At 41.6% G+C, this 15,832-nt stretch carries 16 protein-coding genes; 11 read left to right on the plus strand and 5 right to left on the minus strand.

The window, feature by feature from the left end:
* Positions 1-19: 19 nt before the first annotated feature.
* Positions 20-250 (minus strand): DUF378 domain-containing protein, encoded by a 231-nt coding sequence (locus tag JK635_RS19895; protein ID WP_202655677.1) that lies wholly within the window; start codon positions 248-250, stop codon positions 20-22.
* A 131-nt stretch (positions 251-381) separates the two neighbouring features.
* Here JK635_RS19895 and JK635_RS19900 point away from each other — a divergent pair, with 131 nt between their 5' ends.
* From JK635_RS19900 to JK635_RS19920, 5 genes are all read left to right on the plus strand, one after another.
* Positions 382-1,545: an iron-containing alcohol dehydrogenase gene (locus tag JK635_RS19900; RefSeq protein WP_202655678.1), complete on the plus strand. Its 1,164-nt coding sequence runs from the start codon at positions 382-384 to the stop codon at positions 1,543-1,545.
* 241 nt (positions 1,546-1,786) lie between these two features.
* Positions 1,787-3,136: a glucose-6-phosphate isomerase gene (locus JK635_RS19905; RefSeq protein ID WP_202655679.1), complete on the plus strand. Its 1,350-nt coding sequence runs from the start codon at positions 1,787-1,789 to the stop codon at positions 3,134-3,136.
* Between the two features lie 168 nt (positions 3,137-3,304).
* Positions 3,305-4,975 (plus strand): DUF6044 family protein, encoded by a 1,671-nt coding sequence (locus JK635_RS19910; RefSeq protein WP_202655763.1) that lies wholly within the window; start codon positions 3,305-3,307, stop codon positions 4,973-4,975.
* Positions 4,976-4,995: 20 nt separating this feature from the next.
* Positions 4,996-6,036 carry a glycosyltransferase family 2 protein gene (locus tag JK635_RS19915; RefSeq protein ID WP_202655680.1) on the plus strand — a complete coding sequence of 347 codons (1,041 nt, stop codon included), beginning with the start codon at positions 4,996-4,998 and terminating at the stop codon, positions 6,034-6,036.
* A gap of 93 nt (positions 6,037-6,129) precedes the next feature.
* Complete coding sequence (locus JK635_RS19920) at positions 6,130-6,756, plus strand: LysE family transporter (protein WP_202655681.1); 627 nt, start codon at positions 6,130-6,132, stop codon at positions 6,754-6,756.
* Positions 6,757-6,891: 135 nt separating this feature from the next.
* Here the strand turns inward: JK635_RS19920 and JK635_RS19925 are convergent, their stop codons facing one another.
* Together JK635_RS19925 and JK635_RS19930 are read right to left on the minus strand one after the other, a co-directional pair.
* Complete coding sequence (locus tag JK635_RS19925; RefSeq protein WP_202655682.1) at positions 6,892-8,244, minus strand: amino acid permease; 1,353 nt, start codon at positions 8,242-8,244, stop codon at positions 6,892-6,894.
* 14 nt (positions 8,245-8,258) lie between these two features.
* On the minus strand, positions 8,259-8,414 hold the full coding sequence (locus tag JK635_RS19930; RefSeq protein ID WP_202655683.1) for a hypothetical protein: 156 nt from the start codon (positions 8,412-8,414) through the stop codon (positions 8,259-8,261).
* A gap of 208 nt (positions 8,415-8,622) precedes the next feature.
* Between JK635_RS19930 and JK635_RS19935 the strand changes: the two genes are divergently transcribed.
* Positions 8,623-9,378 (plus strand): TraR/DksA C4-type zinc finger protein, encoded by a 756-nt coding sequence (locus JK635_RS19935; protein WP_202655684.1) that lies wholly within the window; start codon positions 8,623-8,625, stop codon positions 9,376-9,378.
* Between the two features lie 141 nt (positions 9,379-9,519).
* On the opposite strand, the gene JK635_RS19940 is transcribed toward JK635_RS19935, so the two are convergent.
* Positions 9,520-9,732: a YozQ family protein gene (locus JK635_RS19940; RefSeq protein ID WP_202655685.1), complete on the minus strand. Its 213-nt coding sequence runs from the start codon at positions 9,730-9,732 to the stop codon at positions 9,520-9,522.
* An 89-nt stretch (positions 9,733-9,821) separates the two neighbouring features.
* On the opposite strand from JK635_RS19940, the gene JK635_RS19945 reads away from it, so the two are divergent.
* From JK635_RS19945 to JK635_RS19965, 5 genes are all read left to right on the plus strand, one after another.
* A complete protein-coding gene (locus JK635_RS19945) occupies positions 9,822-9,965 on the plus strand; it encodes a hypothetical protein (RefSeq protein WP_202655686.1) in 144 nt (47 codons plus the stop codon).
* An 82-nt stretch (positions 9,966-10,047) separates the two neighbouring features.
* Entirely contained in the window at positions 10,048-10,944 is an 897-nt protein-coding gene (locus JK635_RS19950; RefSeq protein ID WP_202655687.1) for a cation diffusion facilitator family transporter, read from the plus strand.
* 266 nt (positions 10,945-11,210) lie between these two features.
* Positions 11,211-12,149 (plus strand): magnesium transporter CorA family protein, encoded by a 939-nt coding sequence (locus JK635_RS19955; protein WP_202655688.1) that lies wholly within the window; start codon positions 11,211-11,213, stop codon positions 12,147-12,149.
* Between the two features lie 176 nt (positions 12,150-12,325).
* The gene (locus JK635_RS19960; RefSeq protein WP_202655689.1) at positions 12,326-13,552 is read left to right on the plus strand and encodes a tetratricopeptide repeat protein; all 1,227 of its coding nucleotides are present in this window, start codon (positions 12,326-12,328) and stop codon (positions 13,550-13,552) included.
* A gap of 221 nt (positions 13,553-13,773) precedes the next feature.
* A complete protein-coding gene (locus JK635_RS19965; protein WP_202655690.1) occupies positions 13,774-14,172 on the plus strand; it encodes a cytosolic protein in 399 nt (132 codons plus the stop codon).
* A gap of 44 nt (positions 14,173-14,216) precedes the next feature.
* On the opposite strand, the gene JK635_RS19970 is transcribed toward JK635_RS19965, so the two are convergent.
* The gene (locus JK635_RS19970) at positions 14,217-15,734 is read right to left on the minus strand and encodes an MDR family MFS transporter (RefSeq protein ID WP_202655691.1); all 1,518 of its coding nucleotides are present in this window, start codon (positions 15,732-15,734) and stop codon (positions 14,217-14,219) included.
* Between the last annotated feature and the right edge of the window lie 98 nt (positions 15,735-15,832).

Consider the following 15,832-nt stretch of genomic DNA (forward strand, 5'->3'; position numbering starts at 1 on the left):
CGTTTGCCCGGTTTCCTTTCTATGTTCGATTGACTTCAGGCTTGTTCATGTAATCATCATTTGTTTGAAAGAGAAGCCCAAGATTAATCAAACCGGCAACTCCGACTAAGCCATAAATAATTCTTGCAAGTGGATTATTGCTGCTGCCAAATAGGCTCGCTACAAGATCAATTTGGAAAAAACCGATTAATCCCCAATTGATTGCGCCGATAATCGTCAGCAGCAAGGCAATCCGTTGAATAGCGCTCATGCTGATACCTCCTTTTTGGATTAGTATTAGGCTTTGACAGTTGATGGCAATTTATTCAAATGAACCAAAACTGGTTTTTTTAAAAAAAATACATTATAACTAATAGGAAAATAGCATAGGAGGGATACACCTTGGAAAATTTCACATTTTATAATCCTACAAAGTTAATTTTTGGAAAAGGGCAGCTCGAGAAATTAAAATCTGAGATTCCCCAATATGGAAAAAAAGTGCTGCTTGTCTATGGGGGCGGCAGCATTAAGCGATCTGGTCTTTATCAACAGGTAACCAGCTTGCTTGAGGAAATCGCTGCAGAAGTCTTTGAACTTCCCGGTGTTGAACCAAATCCTCGGGTTTCAACTGCCAGAAAAGGGGTTGAAATTTGTAAACAGGAAGGCATTGATTTTCTTCTTGCCGTGGGCGGGGGCAGTGTCATTGATTGTACAAAGTTAATTGCTGCGGGAGCCAAATATGACGGAGATCCCTGGGATTTAGTTATTAAGAAGGCATTTGCCAACGAAGCTCTGCCTTTCGGGACTGTATTGACACTTGCGGCAACAGGATCGGAAATGAACTCCGGCTCGGTGATTACCAACTGGGAAACGAACGAAAAATACGGCTGGGGAAGCCCTGCCACATTCCCGAAATTCTCGATTCTTGATCCGGTAAATACTTTTACGGTGCCAAAGAACCAAACCATTTATGGAATCGTCGATATGATGTCGCATGTTTTTGAACATTATTTTCACCTTGAAGAGAACACTGATTTCCAAGACCGGATGTGTGAATCACTGCTATTGACGATCATGGAAACAGCGCCAAAATTGCTCCAAAACCTGGAAAATTATGAACATCGCGCCACCATTCTCTATGCCGGAACGATGGCATTAAACGGCATCCTGAATATGGGTTACCGCGGCGATTGGGCAACGCATAATCTGGAACATGCCGTTTCGGCCGTTTATGATATTCCGCATGGCGGAGGGCTGGCCATTCTCTTCCCGCATTGGATGAAGCATCATCTCGCTGTGAAACCGGAGCGGTTTAAGCAAATGGCTGTCAGAGTCTTTGGGGTTAACCCTGAAGGAAAAACTGCAGAACAAGCAGGGTTGGAAGGTATTCAAAAATTACGGGAGTTTTGGAACAGTATCGGAGCACCGAGTCGGCTGGCTGACTACGATATTGATGACAGCAAGCTTGATGTTATGGCGGACCGGGCAATGGCGAACGGTGAGTTTGGTACCTTTTCTAAATTAAACCGGGAAGATGTGTTAGCCATCTATCGTGCCTCCCTTTAAAACAATTGAGTGTGAAAAAATGTCCGATGTGTGGTCGGACATTTTTTTGGCCGATAGGAAAGTATAAAAACTTTCCTATCAGGCATAAGTGTAACTACGCCTCATGAACCGCCTTAAAGGCTCGCCAATCGCCGAGTTTTCTTTATAAAATAGGTTGCGCTTACATTACAGGGGCTTCCTTGATAATCTAATTTCCATCATGTAAAGTGATTATTGAAAATAAAAGAATGGAGGATCAGAGATGACACATGTTCGTTTTGATTACTCGAAAGCACTCGCCTTTTTTGGTGAACATGAAATTACATATCTACAAGATGCCGTCAAGGTGGCACATCATTCCCTTCATGAAAAAACAGGAGCCGGCAGCGATTTTTTAGGCTGGATCAACCTTCCCACTGACTATGATAGGCAGGAATTTGCCCGAATTCAAAAAGCGGCTGCAAAAATCAAAGCTGATTCCGACGTCCTTCTCGTCATTGGGATAGGCGGTTCTTATCTTGGGGCAAGGGCAGCTATTGAAATGTTGAATCATAGCTTTTATAATGCCTTGGCGAAGGAAAAACGCAATGCACCGCAGATCATTTTTGTCGGCAATAATATTAGTTCATCTTATATGCGAGACGTGATCGACCTGATTGAAAATAAAGATTTCTCGATCAATGTTATTTCCAAATCAGGAACGACGACGGAACCGGCGATTGCCTTCCGAATTTTCCGTAAGTTGTTAGAAGAAAAATATGGTGCGAAAGAAGCGCAAAAACGGATTTATGCAACGACAGATAAAGCTAGAGGAGCTTTAAAGACATTGGCGGATAACGAAGGCTATGAAACTTTTGTAATCCCGGATGATGTCGGCGGCCGCTACTCAGTGCTCACAGCAGTTGGCCTTCTGCCGATTGCCGTAAGCGGAGCCAATGTTGAAAAAATCATGGAAGGAGCAGCTAGAGCACAAGCGGATTTTAGCCAATCTGAACTTAAAGATAATTTGGCTTATCAATATGCTGCTGTAAGAAACATTTTATATAACAAAGGGAAAACCATCGAAATGCTGATCAATTATGAACCGGGTCTGCAATATTTTTCCGAGTGGTGGAAGCAGTTATTTGGTGAAAGTGAAGGCAAGGACCAAAAAGGAATCTATCCTTCCTCTGCAAACTTCTCGACTGACCTTCATTCTCTTGGACAATATGTTCAGGAAGGGCGCAGGGACTTATTTGAGACCATCATCAAAGTCGAACAGCCGCGTCACGAGTTAACGCTTGAAGCGATGGAAAATGATTTAGACGGGTTAAATTATTTGGCTGGAAAAACGATCGATTTTGTCAATAATAAGGCATTTGAGGGCACCATGCTTGCTCATACCGATGGCGGAGTGCCAAACTTAATCGTGACGATTCCGGCAATGGATGAATATACCTTTGGCTACCTCGTTTATTTCTTTGAAAAGGCATGCGCGATGAGCGGCTATTTGCTTGGGGTGAATCCATTTGATCAGCCCGGTGTCGAGGCCTATAAAGTCAATATGTTTGCCCTTTTAGGCAAGCCTGGCTACGAGGAGAAAAAGGCCGAATTGGAAAAACGGTTAAAATAAATAGATGCATAAATCACGATTGAGGAGGGATTATCATCATTCCCTTCTCTTTTTTGTGGATTATTCTGCGTTCGCTTGTGCCATAAAGTATAATTTTTCCGTCTTTGCACAGTTTAAAGGTAAAACAACCCATTAATACAAGATTTTTGAGGTGCAGGTAATATCATGATGGAAACGAGAAACGAGCGGAGATTAATTGTCTTGGCTTTGATTGTGATCGCAATCTATCTCTCGCCGCTGTTTATCTTGCAGGAAAATGCGCATATCCGGGTCCATGATAATTTGGATTCCAACTTGGGCTGGTATAAGGTGCTGGCACGAAGCGGGGAACTATTTGGCGGGATTCATGGGGTCATTCCGCAAATCATCAACGGCCTGTTGCCACGTAACGCCTTTGGAACAGAGTACAGCGTGATCGTCTGGCTATATGCCCTGTTCCCAACCATGGTGGCCTATGGTTTCAGCCAAGCCTTGACAAGGGTTGTTGCCTTTTTCGGGATGTATTTGCTATTAAAGACTCATTTGCTTCCCGGAGTGAAATGGCAGCAGCTTAATATCGCCACAGCCCTTGCCTTTGCCCTGACACCGTTTTGGCCGTCCGGAATGCTGAGTACATTGGGGATGCCGCTTGCACTTTGGGCGTTCCTGAATATGCGCAATGGCACGGGCTCGTTGAAGGATTATCTCGTGCTGACATTTTTACCTTTATATTCGAGTATTGTCTTAGGGTTTTTCTTTTTCCTAACGGCAATGGGAATTTTCTGGCTGGTCGATGTAGTCCGTGGGAAAGGCTGGAATTTCCGTTTTTTGTTATCAATTCTCTACATGTCATTTATTTATCTGCTGGTCGAATATCGCTTAGTGTATTCGTTTCTATTTAAAGGAGAGCCGAATAGCCGGGATGAATATTTTCATGCTGAACTGCCCTTTTGGCGGGCGGTACGTCTGACCTTTAAAAACTATATCCTTGGTCATACCCATGTAATGACAGTCCATACCTTATTCATTCTGCCGGCCACCTTGATTGCGATTTACTTTGTCTATTCGAAAAAGCTCTGGAAACAGGAAAAAGTCTTTGTGTTTCTGTTTGCTGTAAATTTTATCCTCTCGCTTTGGTATGCCTTTTGGTTTTATGAAGGCTGGCTGCCATTAACTAAAAAATTCCATTTTATGGACACCTTTAATTTTGCCCGCTACCATTTTTTACGACCGCTTGTGATTTATGCCAGTTTCGCTCTCGCTTTAAAGATCATTTCTCTCCAAGGTTTCAGCTGGGCGAAAACTGCTAAGTGGCTGGCAGTGATGCAAATATTATTATTGGGACTATTTAATGATGAAATCATTTATCATAAAAAACCGACCGTGAGGGAATTTTATGCCGAGGAATTGTTCGGGGAAATCAAGGAACATATTGGCTTGCCACAGGATGCGTACCGCGTGGCAAGCATTGGCATCCATCCTGTGATTGCTCAGTACAACGGCTTTTATACCCTTGATACGTATAATAATTTTTACCCATTAAGCTATAAACATCAGTTTAGAAAAATAATCGAAAAGGAATTGGCAAAAAATAAAACGATTCGCAAGTATTTTGATAAATGGGGCGGCCGCTGCTATATTTTTACTGCTCAGCTCGGGAAGCGGTACATGATCAAGAAAGACTCCAAGCGGCATTTGAAGGATTTGCAGTTAAATACTGCTGTGTTTAAGCAAATGGGCGGACGTTATATTTTTTCCGCACTACCGATTGATAATGCTGAGGAAAATCAGTTAACGCTGGAAAAAGTATTCGTCTCAAAGCTGTCGGCATGGAAAATTTACTTATATAAGACAATGTAGACTTCAGGGGGTAATCTAGCATGAGCGACGCAGTCCTTACTATTGTTGTACCGTGCTTTAACGAGGAAGAAATTTTACCGGAAACGATTAAATGCCTTCATGGACTGTTGACTGGGCTGATTGATGAAGCACTCGTCTCCGATCGCAGTAAAATTCTCTTTGTCGATGATGGCAGTAAGGATCGGACATGGGAGATTATTTATAAAGAAGGATTAAGAAATCATTATGTCAAGGGGCTGAAATTGGCCCGCAATGTCGGCCACCAGAACGCATTGATCGCGGGAATGCAGACAGCAGCCGAACGCTCCGACTGTATTGTTTCAATTGACGCTGACCTGCAGGATGATATTCAAGTCATCCGCGAATTTATCGTAAAGTTCCATGATGGTTGTGAGATTGTTTATGGAGTGCGGAAAGGCCGTGAAACAGATACGTTCTTTAAGCGAACAACAGCACAAGGCTTTTATAAAATAATGAAAAGCCTGGGTGTCGACCTTGTCTATAATCACGCTGACTTTCGCTTAATGAGCCAGCGGGCAGTCAAAGAACTGGCGCGGTTTAAAGAGGTAAATCTGTTCCTGAGGGGAATCGTGCCGCTTCTCGGTTTTCGTTCCGATGTTGTCTTTTATGACCGTTTAGAAAGAAAGGCCGGTAAAACGAAATACCCTTTGAAAAAAATGCTCGCCTTTGCCTTCGATGGCATCACCTCTTTTTCGGTTTCGCCGATCCGTTTCGTGCTTGTTATGGGCATGATTTCTTTTCTGTTGAGCCTCGCCTTTGGCAGTTACTTTTTAACACTAAAGTTTCTCGGCTATACTCAGACAGGCTGGACATCACTGATTACTTCCATCTGGCTGATTGGCGGCCTTCAATTAATCGCCATCGGCCTGATTGGAGAGTACATCGGGAAAATTTATAAGGAGACGAAGCAGCGGCCCAAGTTTATTATTGATATCGATACCTTTAATTTGCCGATGCCAAAGCGCCATTTGCTATCGCAGCCGGGAGAGGAAGACCTCGTTCGCCGTGATTATCGAAAGATATCTGAAACGAGCAAATAGAAATTTCTCTGCTAATTTTTATGTCGTACAACCCCCGCAACGTGAATATGAATAGGTTGACAGGCTTTTTCACAGTCGGGGAGGAGAATGAACATGAATATATTTTTGAGCTACATTTTGCTGGGACTATCGCTGGCTGCTCCGATTGGTCCCGTTAATGCAGCCCAAATTGATCGCGGCATCAGAGGGGGATTTTTACATTCTTGGCTTGTGGGAGTCGGAGCAGTCATCGCTGATGGGATTTATATGCTGATCGTTTACATAGGCGTTGTCAGGTTTTTGGAAACAGAATTTATGCAAACATTGCTGTGGCTGTTTGGTTTTTTTATCCTTATCTATACCGGGATTGAAACGATCATGAATGCCGGAAAAATCCACTGGCAATATGCAAGAACGAAAGAGCCGCTAATCAAAGCTTTTCTCACCGGCTTCCTGATGTCAATCTCTAATCCCTTAACGATTCTTTTTTGGCTAGGGATTTATGGATCTGTTCTTGCCAAAACCGCGGCGGTTTATAAGACCAGTCAATTAGTGCTTTACAGCGGCGCAATATTTATTGGGTTGTTAATCTGGGATATTGCGATGGCGAGTGTCGCTAGCAGTTTCCGCAAATATTTAACCTCGCAGCTTTTAGTGACCATCTCATTGTTATCCGGTCTGTCGTTAATTGGCTTTGGGTGCTACTTTGGCTTTCAGGCCTTTGAAAATTTATTTACCTAAAAACAGCTAGCATGATAAGCGCTAGCTGTTTCCTTTGTCCAGTTTGCCATTGGGGACTTTAAATGAGACATCACACGAAAACGGATTATCTTCAAGGCGACTATTTGTCAATAAACGTATCCTGCCATCTGCTGCTTAGGCAGTCGGCCATGGGGAGAGTACTCGTTTCCGTTTTTTTTTCCACTTTGCCTGCATAATCAGAGTAATCCCGCCAATTACAGCAATGAAGGCTAAGCTGATAAACAACCCCGGCCTGCTTGTATGATGAAAAAGTGTTCCGCTGACTGCGATTAAAATCAACACAGCCCCAATGACATATTTAATTTTATCGCTTGTCGAAAGCTTCAGCAGTTTTCTCGTTGAGGCAAGGATAAACATCCAATTATAGAGCAGCATTAACCCGGCAGCAGTCGTAATATATTCATAAATACGATTAGGCATTAATAATGCGGAAATAACCGAAGCGGCAATTCCCAGCATTGTCAGGATCAGGGTCGGCAGCGGTACCTTTAATTTTCCTTTCTTTGAAAAACTTACGGGAGCATCGCCTTCTTCAGCTAAGGTAACTAACACGCTTGTCACCCCATAAAGGGAAGCAACCATTGTAGAAAACCCGGCAATAATTAAAGCCCCGTTAAAAATATGCGGGACAAACGAAAGGTTATAGGCATCCAGGGCGATAACAAACGGACTTTCTTTGGCGTTAAATTTATGCCATGAGACCATGGTAACGGCAAGGCCAATTGCCAGGGCATAAATAATCATAAGTGAAAACAACATCACCCGTCCGGCTTTTGGAGCTTCCTTCGGATCCCTCAATTTGGTGGCCATCAGTCCTAATATTTCAATCCCGCCAAAGGCGTAATAGGCAAAAATGGCTGCTGACCACAATCCGATAACGCCGCCGGGGAATATCTCCTTCATTCTATTTGGATATGCAATCGGGCGGTCGCCGTCAATAATCCCAAATAAAGCCAATAACGCAAGGATAACAAACATTAAAATGGCTGATATTTTAATCACGGCTAAAATATTTTCCAACTTATTTAGCAACCCGACACCAATTAAAACAACCACCAAGCCAAGCACCGCATAGCCTGCTGCAAACAGCCAAAGGGGCACTTTGGGGAACCAAAAGCGGGAAAAAATCGCCAGAGCGGTCATTTGGCTTCCCATAATCAGCACCTCCGAGACCCAATAGACCCAGCCGCTGCTAAAACCTGCCCAGCGGCCATAGGCTTTTTTGGCATAGGACCTGAACCCTCCATCGAGGGGTTCCTGTGCAGTCATCCTGGAAAGAGCATCAAAGACGATATACGTGCCAACGGCAGCCATCATATAGGCAATTAACAACGAAGGTCCTGTCATTTTGATCGCCAAGCTTGAGCCAAGGAAAAATCCTGTTCCGATTGTGCAGCCGACGCCAAATAATGACAGCTGCCACCATTTCAAGTTGTTTTCCTGCGTCCCAGACTTAGATTTTCCCATCCACCTTCTCCTTCTTAGCGGCCAGTCGCGCCCGGCGATTTATCCGTAATGCTTTGATTATTAAAATCCCGATCGTTGAGTCCGGCTCTTTGTTTGCGATCTGTCCCTAAATGTTCTCCCTGGTGCTTCTTTTGAATTTGATTAAATCTTTCAAAATCAGGATTGATCATGTGAATCTCCTCTTTTCCTAAGTAATTTATTCATTCTTAAGATACACCTCAGGTTGTTTCTTATGCGGCAACGCTACTTGGATTTTGATGGAATTAAATATTTAGTACATAATCAACTGCAAAACAATTGAAAATATAGGAGAGCTATTTAATCCTTTGAACTTAATTTGTGATCTACACGCGCTTTTCTCTGAAAGGAGTAGATACGATGTTATCAACAGAAAAGCTGGCTGATTTACGTTTACAATTATTAGCTGAAAAGGCTGAAGTAGAAGAGCATCTAAAGCAGAATGATCATTTTGGTTATGAGCGAGGCTTTTGGCATGAGTCGATGGGGGAATTATCGAGCTATGATAATCATCCTGCTGACGAAGGAACTGAGCTATTTGAGCGAGGGAAGGACAACGCCTTGTTGGAGCACTACAAAATCCAGTTGAACAATATTGATAAGGCGCTCGCCGCAATGGAAAATGGCACTTACGGGAAATGTGAAGTTTGCGGTAAGGACATTCCTATTGAGCGGTTAGAGGCATTGCCCAATACCACCTACTGCCTTGAACATAGCCCAGATCAGGTTACTTCCCATATTCGCCCAATTGAAGAGGGGGTCTTACTGCCTCCATGGGGAAAGTTCGACATGGACAACAAAGACGAAGATGTGGCCTTCGATGCAGAAGATTCGTGGCAGGCGGTGGCAGAATGGGGAACATCGGAAACCCCTTCTGATTTAGCCTCTTCGATGGCTCATTATAATGACATGTATATAGAGTCAGAAGAAAACATTGGCTACGTAGAGGATTTTGAAAATTTTGTCGGTAATGATATGTATGGAAAAAATATCACGGTCTACCCCAATATGCAGCATGAACAATATGAAGACGCACTCGATGAAGAGGGCACTATGACAAGCTTTGGTGACCTGCCGGCATTTGAGCATGATCCGTATGTGGAGGATGACGAATAGCGGAGAAAGGAACTTAGCCTTCTGTTTTCAAGTTGGAAATGTAATCTATTTTACTCATGCTTCATTCCGAGTTTTAGTCACGTTTTACCCCCATACCTTAAGAAAACAGCTTTCCCTTTGAAAAGCTGTTTTCTCTGATTTTTACCCTTGGTCACTGTTGTGCAGTGGTACCTGTTTCCCGGTTCCATTATCAATAACTGCACCAATTTCACCCTCAGCATAGACGTCGCTAACCTGCTCATGGGTTTCCGCAAGTCCTGAGGAAAGCTGATCATGTTCATGATCATAACTTGGGTGATAGAAGCTCCCGGCAACCTCCTTTTTGGGATTTGCTTTTTGTTTCTGTTTATCCAATTCGTATCACTCCTTTTTAAAATGGATTCAACGGTATTTTCGTCTTTTTTCGTCAGGATTACTCATAAAAAATCAAAGGAGTCGCCTATATGAATAAAAAAACTGACTTTCCATCCCGTAAACAGCTGGATGAAGCGTTCCATTTTCTTCATGACCAAATCAATAGAATCGCGATAATGGAAGAAATTGAAATGATGAAACAGGAAAACGAGGAGAACGATTCGATTCGATAAATTTTGACAAAATGATTGTTTTCCGTGTTAAAACGATGTATAGTTTCAATGGTTCTACTGGATTGTAAAAGGTGGTCTATCAATGGTCATGAGAGAAACCCTGGCTAAAAAAATAGCCTGGATTAGTCTAATATGTAACTTGGTTCTTACCTTAGGGAAAATTATCATTGGCTCGATTGGAAATAGTGACGCGGTCTTTGCAGACGGGATCCATTCAGCAGCTGATGTATTTGCCTCTGTTATTGTCTTGTTGGTGATTAAAATTTCCAATAAACCGGCCGACAAAGAACATCCATATGGTCATGGAAAGGCTGAAGTGATCGTCTCCGAAATTGTTGGGATGCTGCTCCTGCTTGTTTCCATTTATGTTGCCTACGAAGGTATTGCCGGATTCTTTCAGGAAGTGGAATCACCAAGCATCTTAGCGATGTGGGTAGCCGTTTTTTCGTTTGCTGCAAAGGTGATTTTATACCGCAGCTCCTTACAGGTGGCAAGGCAGAATAGCAGTAAAGCAATTGAAGCAATTGCTTTTGATCATAAAGCGGATATTGTTGCTTCCATTGCAGCTGCCATTGGGGTCCTGTTCTCGATTATTGGCCAGCGCTTCGAGATCCATTTCCTTTTATACGGTGATAAGGCTGCCAGTATATTTGTTGCCTATTTAATTTTTAGAATTGCCAAGGAGATGTTAACCGAAGCCTTCGATATATTGCTGGAGCGGAATATTAACAATGAGATCATTCAGGAATATATTGATATTATCAGCACATTTCCCGATGTGAAGCGAATTGACCGCATTAGAGCAAGGGAGCACGGCCATTATGTTTTAGTCGATCTGAGAATTTCGATTGATCATTTTAAAACAATCAAGCAAGGACATGATTTGGCTAAGGCTATCAAAAAAGAAATGATGGTACGGAACGATAACATTCATGAGGTGTTGATTCATTTAAATCCTTATTTTGCGGATAAAAATTAATTTCCAAAAAAACTGGTTTGTACTTTCGGAAGAATCGGTTTATGATAGGAAGGGATTAAAAAATTTTCATTCTGACGGTATGGAACATGACCGTCAGACCCTAATAAATGGTTATTGTAAAGGAGATGATATTTTTGAGTTATTCCATGGATCCAGACCCTAGCAGTAGGCAGGGGGAAGTCAATGTTTTCTATGAATTGATCAAGAATATCAACTCTGGAAGGGTTGTTGACTTCCCCAATTAAAGTAAGTGGGGAGGTTTTAACATGCTGGAAATTTTTAAAAGCACCGAAGCTAGGAAATTAGAAAAAGTTGATGTCATTTCAAAAGGCTGCTGGGTAAATATGTATGCCCCAACGACTGAGGAGATTAATAAAGTATCCAATGATACTCAGGTGGATGTAGATATTATTAGGGACGCTCTGGACGATGAGGAACGTCCACGGATTGAACGTGATGATGGCCGGGTTTATATCATTGTCGACTTCCCATATATCGTTCATGATGAATCTGGTATGGCTGTATATGAAACGATTCCGATTGGAATTGTCCTGACTGAGGAAAATATGATTACGGTTTCCTTAAAGGATTCCCCGATCATTGAGGAATTTCGCACCAACCGTGTGAAGGAATTTTTCACCTTTAAAAAGACACGATTTGCCTTGCAGCTGTTGTTTGTTATCTCATCTTATTATCTGCGGTACCTAAAACAAATTAATAAGAAAACCAATGATATTGAAAAGGTCGTCCATCAATCATTGAAAAATAAAGAATTGTACGCTTTTCTGGCATTAGAGAAAAGCTTGGTTTATTTTACGACTTCATTAAAAGCAAATAAAGTCGTCTTGGATAAAATTTTGCGCTTCAATTATTTAAAAATGTATGAAGAAGATAAGGACCTTTTGGAAGACGTCATTATCGAAATAACCCAGGCGATTGAAATGGCGGAAACGTACCATACGATTTTAACAGGGATGATGAATGCTTTTGCTTCGATCATTTCAAATAACTTGAACATCGTTATGAAGTTTTTAACTTCGATTACGATTATTCTTGCCTTGCCGACAATGGTCGCTAGTTTCTATGGGATGAACGTCAATATTCCATTTCAATATATTCATTATTCCTTTGTTATCCCGCTAGTCATTTCTGGGTTTTTTGCTAGTTTAACAGCTTTTGTTTTTTGGAAAAAGAAATATTTCTAGATTGCCAGCCTTGTTCAGGCTGGTTTTTCTTTTAAAAAATTTAATCTTTGAAACAGGGATATCAAAAATTTTCCCAACTTTTTTGCTAAAATTTAAATAGTCAGAATAATTATTTCGAAATAAAAGCTAATAGGGTAAAATAATGATAAAAAAGAGACGAGATGAGTGATGAAATAATGGAATTTGGAGCCCTCATTAAATTTTACCGGACTCAGAGAGGATTGACCCAGGGAGAATTGGCCAAGGGAATTTGTTCAGTTCCCCATTTGAGCAAGATCGAAAACAATTCCAAAGAAGCAAACGAGGAAACGATCGCGCTTCTGCTCGAACGCTTAAATATAAGCATGGAGGAGGTGGAAGCGAATGAGGAGCAAATTAAACTCCTGCTGCGGGAATTTAGCGATAACATTAACTTTTATTTAAAAGATGAGGTTGAACAAACCTATCAGAAATTGAAACAGATTGAACATCTGATTCCATTCTCTCATTATATCCATATTTGGGAACTTTATAAATATCGATATCTTTTATTTAAAGGATTACTGGATGAAGCGGGGTCTCAAAAAGAACTTTTACATAAGCAAAGGAAAAATTTTTCCCAACATGAAGACTATTTATTTCGCTACTATAATGCGGTATGGTTAATGTGGAAGGGCCAATATAAGAATGCTGATGAGATTCTTGACTCCTTGCATATGGAAAATTGTTTTCAAACAACAGATGGAGAATTCCTTTATCATCGTGCACTGATTAAAAGTTTGCTTGAACAGTCGGGCCATGCGATCCATTTTGGTAAACAGGCGTTGCAAATCTTTATGAATGAGCATAATTTCTTGAGAGTCCTTCACACACTAATGCTGCTGGGGATTAACTATACCCACTCCAATATCTATGAAGAAGCTGAAGTGTGTTTCCGTCATTTAATTCGCAATGCCGAAATCATGAAGGAAGAAGCATTGTTGCCGCAGATCTTTCATAACATGGGCTACCTGCAGCGAAAAATGAAAAATTATAAGCTGGCACTCTACTATTTTGGGAAGAGTTTAGCTTTGCAACCAAGCCGTAATCATGATTATCTTGTAACTTTATATGTCATCGGGGAACTGCATTACTCTCTCAATGAGATGGAAAAAGCAAGGAAATGTTTTCAAGATGTTTATTCTTTGGCCAGAGAGCTGGGGAGTAAAAAATTTCGGCTGTTAGCGGATTTTTATCTGCTCCACATGGACTCGCCGGAAAAAGGGTTTAAATATTTAGAAACAAAAGTCATTCCTTTTTTAGAAGAGGCGAATGAGCATGCTGATGACATTACTCACTTTTATAAAATGCTTGCCGATTATTATACGAGGCAGGGAAATGCAATGGATGTAGTAAAATATTTAAATAAAATAACTGTGCAATAAAGGAGGAAAATCAAGTGAAAAGAATTGCGTTACAATTAGTTACATTTTCAGCAGTTTTGTTAGTTACTGTTCTAACATATCCAATTCACCCGCCAATCGGTTGATGAAAAAATCCCTGAGATTCTCAGGGATTTTTTTCGTTTATGGCTTGTTGATTTCCTAGAATAGGGCATAATGGAATTATGTGCTTTTAAATTTGTCTGTGAGCGAGGAGGATTTTTATGAAATCATTTGTTGTTAGCTTTCATCAAGAAGATAATGTCGATACGATGCAGGTTCAAAAATTAAATCAGGAGGATTTTGATAAGGCCACAGAAGGCGGGACAAGGCACTTATTTGAGCTGGATACCAACATTGGCTTTTTTGTCTTTTTCGATGCTGCCGATAAGGACGGCGACCTATCCTACATGGTGCTGCAATATGAGGAAGACAATGAAGAGCCTACTGCCTGTTATGCCTTTCAACTAAGTGATTTTTACGAGTTCATGGCTTTGTATTTGAATGATATGGAATTTAGTGAGGAAATGGATGAAGAAGAAGAAGAGGAATACGGCCCGATCCATCATCTCGCCCACCTGTTATTCCATATCGTAGAAGAAGGTAAAGACATCGGAGTATAATGAAATAAGCACTGGACCCTAATATGTGGTTCCAGTGCTTTTTACTACCCTCGTGCCGATTCTTTATGGATGACAATCCGGGCTTTTCCCATGAAAAAGATCGTAATCGCGGCAAGCCCGATTGGGATCAAAGCGAGCAAGAAAGTTTGTGTAATCGATGCCGACATGGCATCAATAATTTTATCCAAAATAAAACCGGGGATTTTTGCCCTTTCACTTGCTTCGAAAATTTCCCGCGGATCGCCCATTTTAAATGTCTGTCCACCGGTTCCGCCCATTCCTTTAAATGCTTCTTTCAATTGGTCGGTGAAGACATTATTCTGAATCGTTCCGAAGATGGTAATCCCCAGTGTCATGCCAAATGAACGCAGAAAGGAGTTAGTCGAATTGGCTGTCCCGCGGAATTGCGGCTCAAGATTATGAATCGAAGCCGTCGGCAGCAAGGAGAAGGAAAAACCGACTCCAAAGCCTACGAGAATCATATAAACCGTAAGTATGATTCTAGCAGTATCAACTGTCATCGTCCCAAGTAAATACATTCCGGCAAGATATGAAATGATGGAGATCACCATCAAATTTCGATAAGAGGTTTTCGTCGAAAAAATCCCACCAATTGCACTGCCGGCAACCGACCCGAGCATCATCGGCGTCAAGATCAAGCCGCCATTTTTTGCTGTACCTCCATAAACAGCTTGAACGTAAATCGGAATAAACACAGTTAAAATAATAAATGTGCCGCCATATAAAAAGGCGAGGATTTGCGAGGCGGCAAACAGCCTCCGCTTAAACAGCCATAGCGGTAAAATCGGCTCTTCTGCTTTAACCTCGGCAATAAAGAACACAATAAAAAGAATAAAGAAGCTTGCGAACAGACTGATAATGGGCGTCGAGTTCCATGCATATTCCTTGCCGCCTAATTCTAAAGCAAACATGAGGCTGATAACGGAAATGACCAATGTAATCGCACCAAGCCAATCAATTTTTTGCTTGGAATGCTGCAAAGATTCATGGTAATAGCGGATAATTAAAACAATAGAAACTAAACCAAGAGGGATATTGACGTAAAAAATCCAGTGCCAGCTGATGTAATCAGTAATATAAGCACCCAAAAGCGGACCTAATACACTTGATGTGCCAAAAACAGCTCCGAGCAGCCCCGTCATCTTTCCACGCTTTTCTGGCGGAAAGATATCAAATACAATAGTAAAGGCAATCGGCATCAGTGCACCGCCGCCAATTCCTTGAATCGCCCGGAAAATACTTAATTGTACAATTGTTTGGGCAATCCCGCATAAAGCAGAGCCAATTAAGAAGACAGATAATCCAAACATAAAAAAGCGTTTGCGGCCGTACATATCAGACAATTTCCCGAAAATCGGCATTCCGGCCATGACGGCAACCATATAGGCCGAGGTTACCCAAACAAACTTATCAAGTCCGCCAAGGTCCGCGACAATAGTTCCCATAGCTGTAGCAACAATCGTATTATCCATCGCCGACATGAGAATAGCCAGCAATAGACCGGTTACGACAAAATGAATCTTATTGTCCTTAGTGATCATGTAGAGTCTCCTTGAAAATAGGGATTTTTTTGAAATGATAAAGAAATTTTAATGGGAAAGGCTGTAAACTGTCAATGACTTTTTACTTAAGGAAAAAA

Origin of the sequence: Neobacillus paridis (genome assembly GCF_016765675.1) — a bacterium.
In the GTDB taxonomy this organism is placed as follows: domain Bacteria; phylum Bacillota; class Bacilli; order Bacillales; family Cytobacillaceae; genus Neobacillus; species Neobacillus paridis.

Excerpts from the sequence above, each read along its gene's own strand:
- JK635_RS19895 (WP_202655677.1), bottom strand. The coding sequence starts at position 250 with ATGAGCGCTATTCAACGGATTGCCTTGCTGCTGACGATTATCGGCGCA.
- JK635_RS19905 (WP_202655679.1), top strand. The coding sequence starts at position 1,787 with ATGACACATGTTCGTTTTGATTACTCGAAAGCACTCGCCTTTTTTGGT.
- JK635_RS19910 (WP_202655763.1), top strand. The coding sequence starts at position 3,305 with ATGGAAACGAGAAACGAGCGGAGATTAATTGTCTTGGCTTTGATTGTG.
- JK635_RS19915 (WP_202655680.1), top strand. The coding sequence starts at position 4,996 with ATGAGCGACGCAGTCCTTACTATTGTTGTACCGTGCTTTAACGAGGAA.
- JK635_RS19920 (WP_202655681.1), top strand. The coding sequence starts at position 6,130 with ATGAATATATTTTTGAGCTACATTTTGCTGGGACTATCGCTGGCTGCT.
- JK635_RS19925 (WP_202655682.1), bottom strand. The coding sequence starts at position 8,244 with ATGGGAAAATCTAAGTCTGGGACGCAGGAAAACAACTTGAAATGGTGG.
- JK635_RS19930 (WP_202655683.1), bottom strand. The coding sequence starts at position 8,414 with ATGATCAATCCTGATTTTGAAAGATTTAATCAAATTCAAAAGAAGCAC.
- JK635_RS19935 (WP_202655684.1), top strand. The coding sequence starts at position 8,623 with ATGTTATCAACAGAAAAGCTGGCTGATTTACGTTTACAATTATTAGCT.
- JK635_RS19945 (WP_202655686.1), top strand. The coding sequence starts at position 9,822 with ATGAATAAAAAAACTGACTTTCCATCCCGTAAACAGCTGGATGAAGCG.
- JK635_RS19950 (WP_202655687.1), top strand. The coding sequence starts at position 10,048 with ATGGTCATGAGAGAAACCCTGGCTAAAAAAATAGCCTGGATTAGTCTA.
- JK635_RS19955 (WP_202655688.1), top strand. The coding sequence starts at position 11,211 with ATGCTGGAAATTTTTAAAAGCACCGAAGCTAGGAAATTAGAAAAAGTT.
- JK635_RS19960 (WP_202655689.1), top strand. The coding sequence starts at position 12,326 with ATGGAATTTGGAGCCCTCATTAAATTTTACCGGACTCAGAGAGGATTG.
- JK635_RS19965 (WP_202655690.1), top strand. The coding sequence starts at position 13,774 with ATGAAATCATTTGTTGTTAGCTTTCATCAAGAAGATAATGTCGATACG.
- JK635_RS19970 (WP_202655691.1), bottom strand. The coding sequence starts at position 15,734 with ATGATCACTAAGGACAATAAGATTCATTTTGTCGTAACCGGTCTATTG.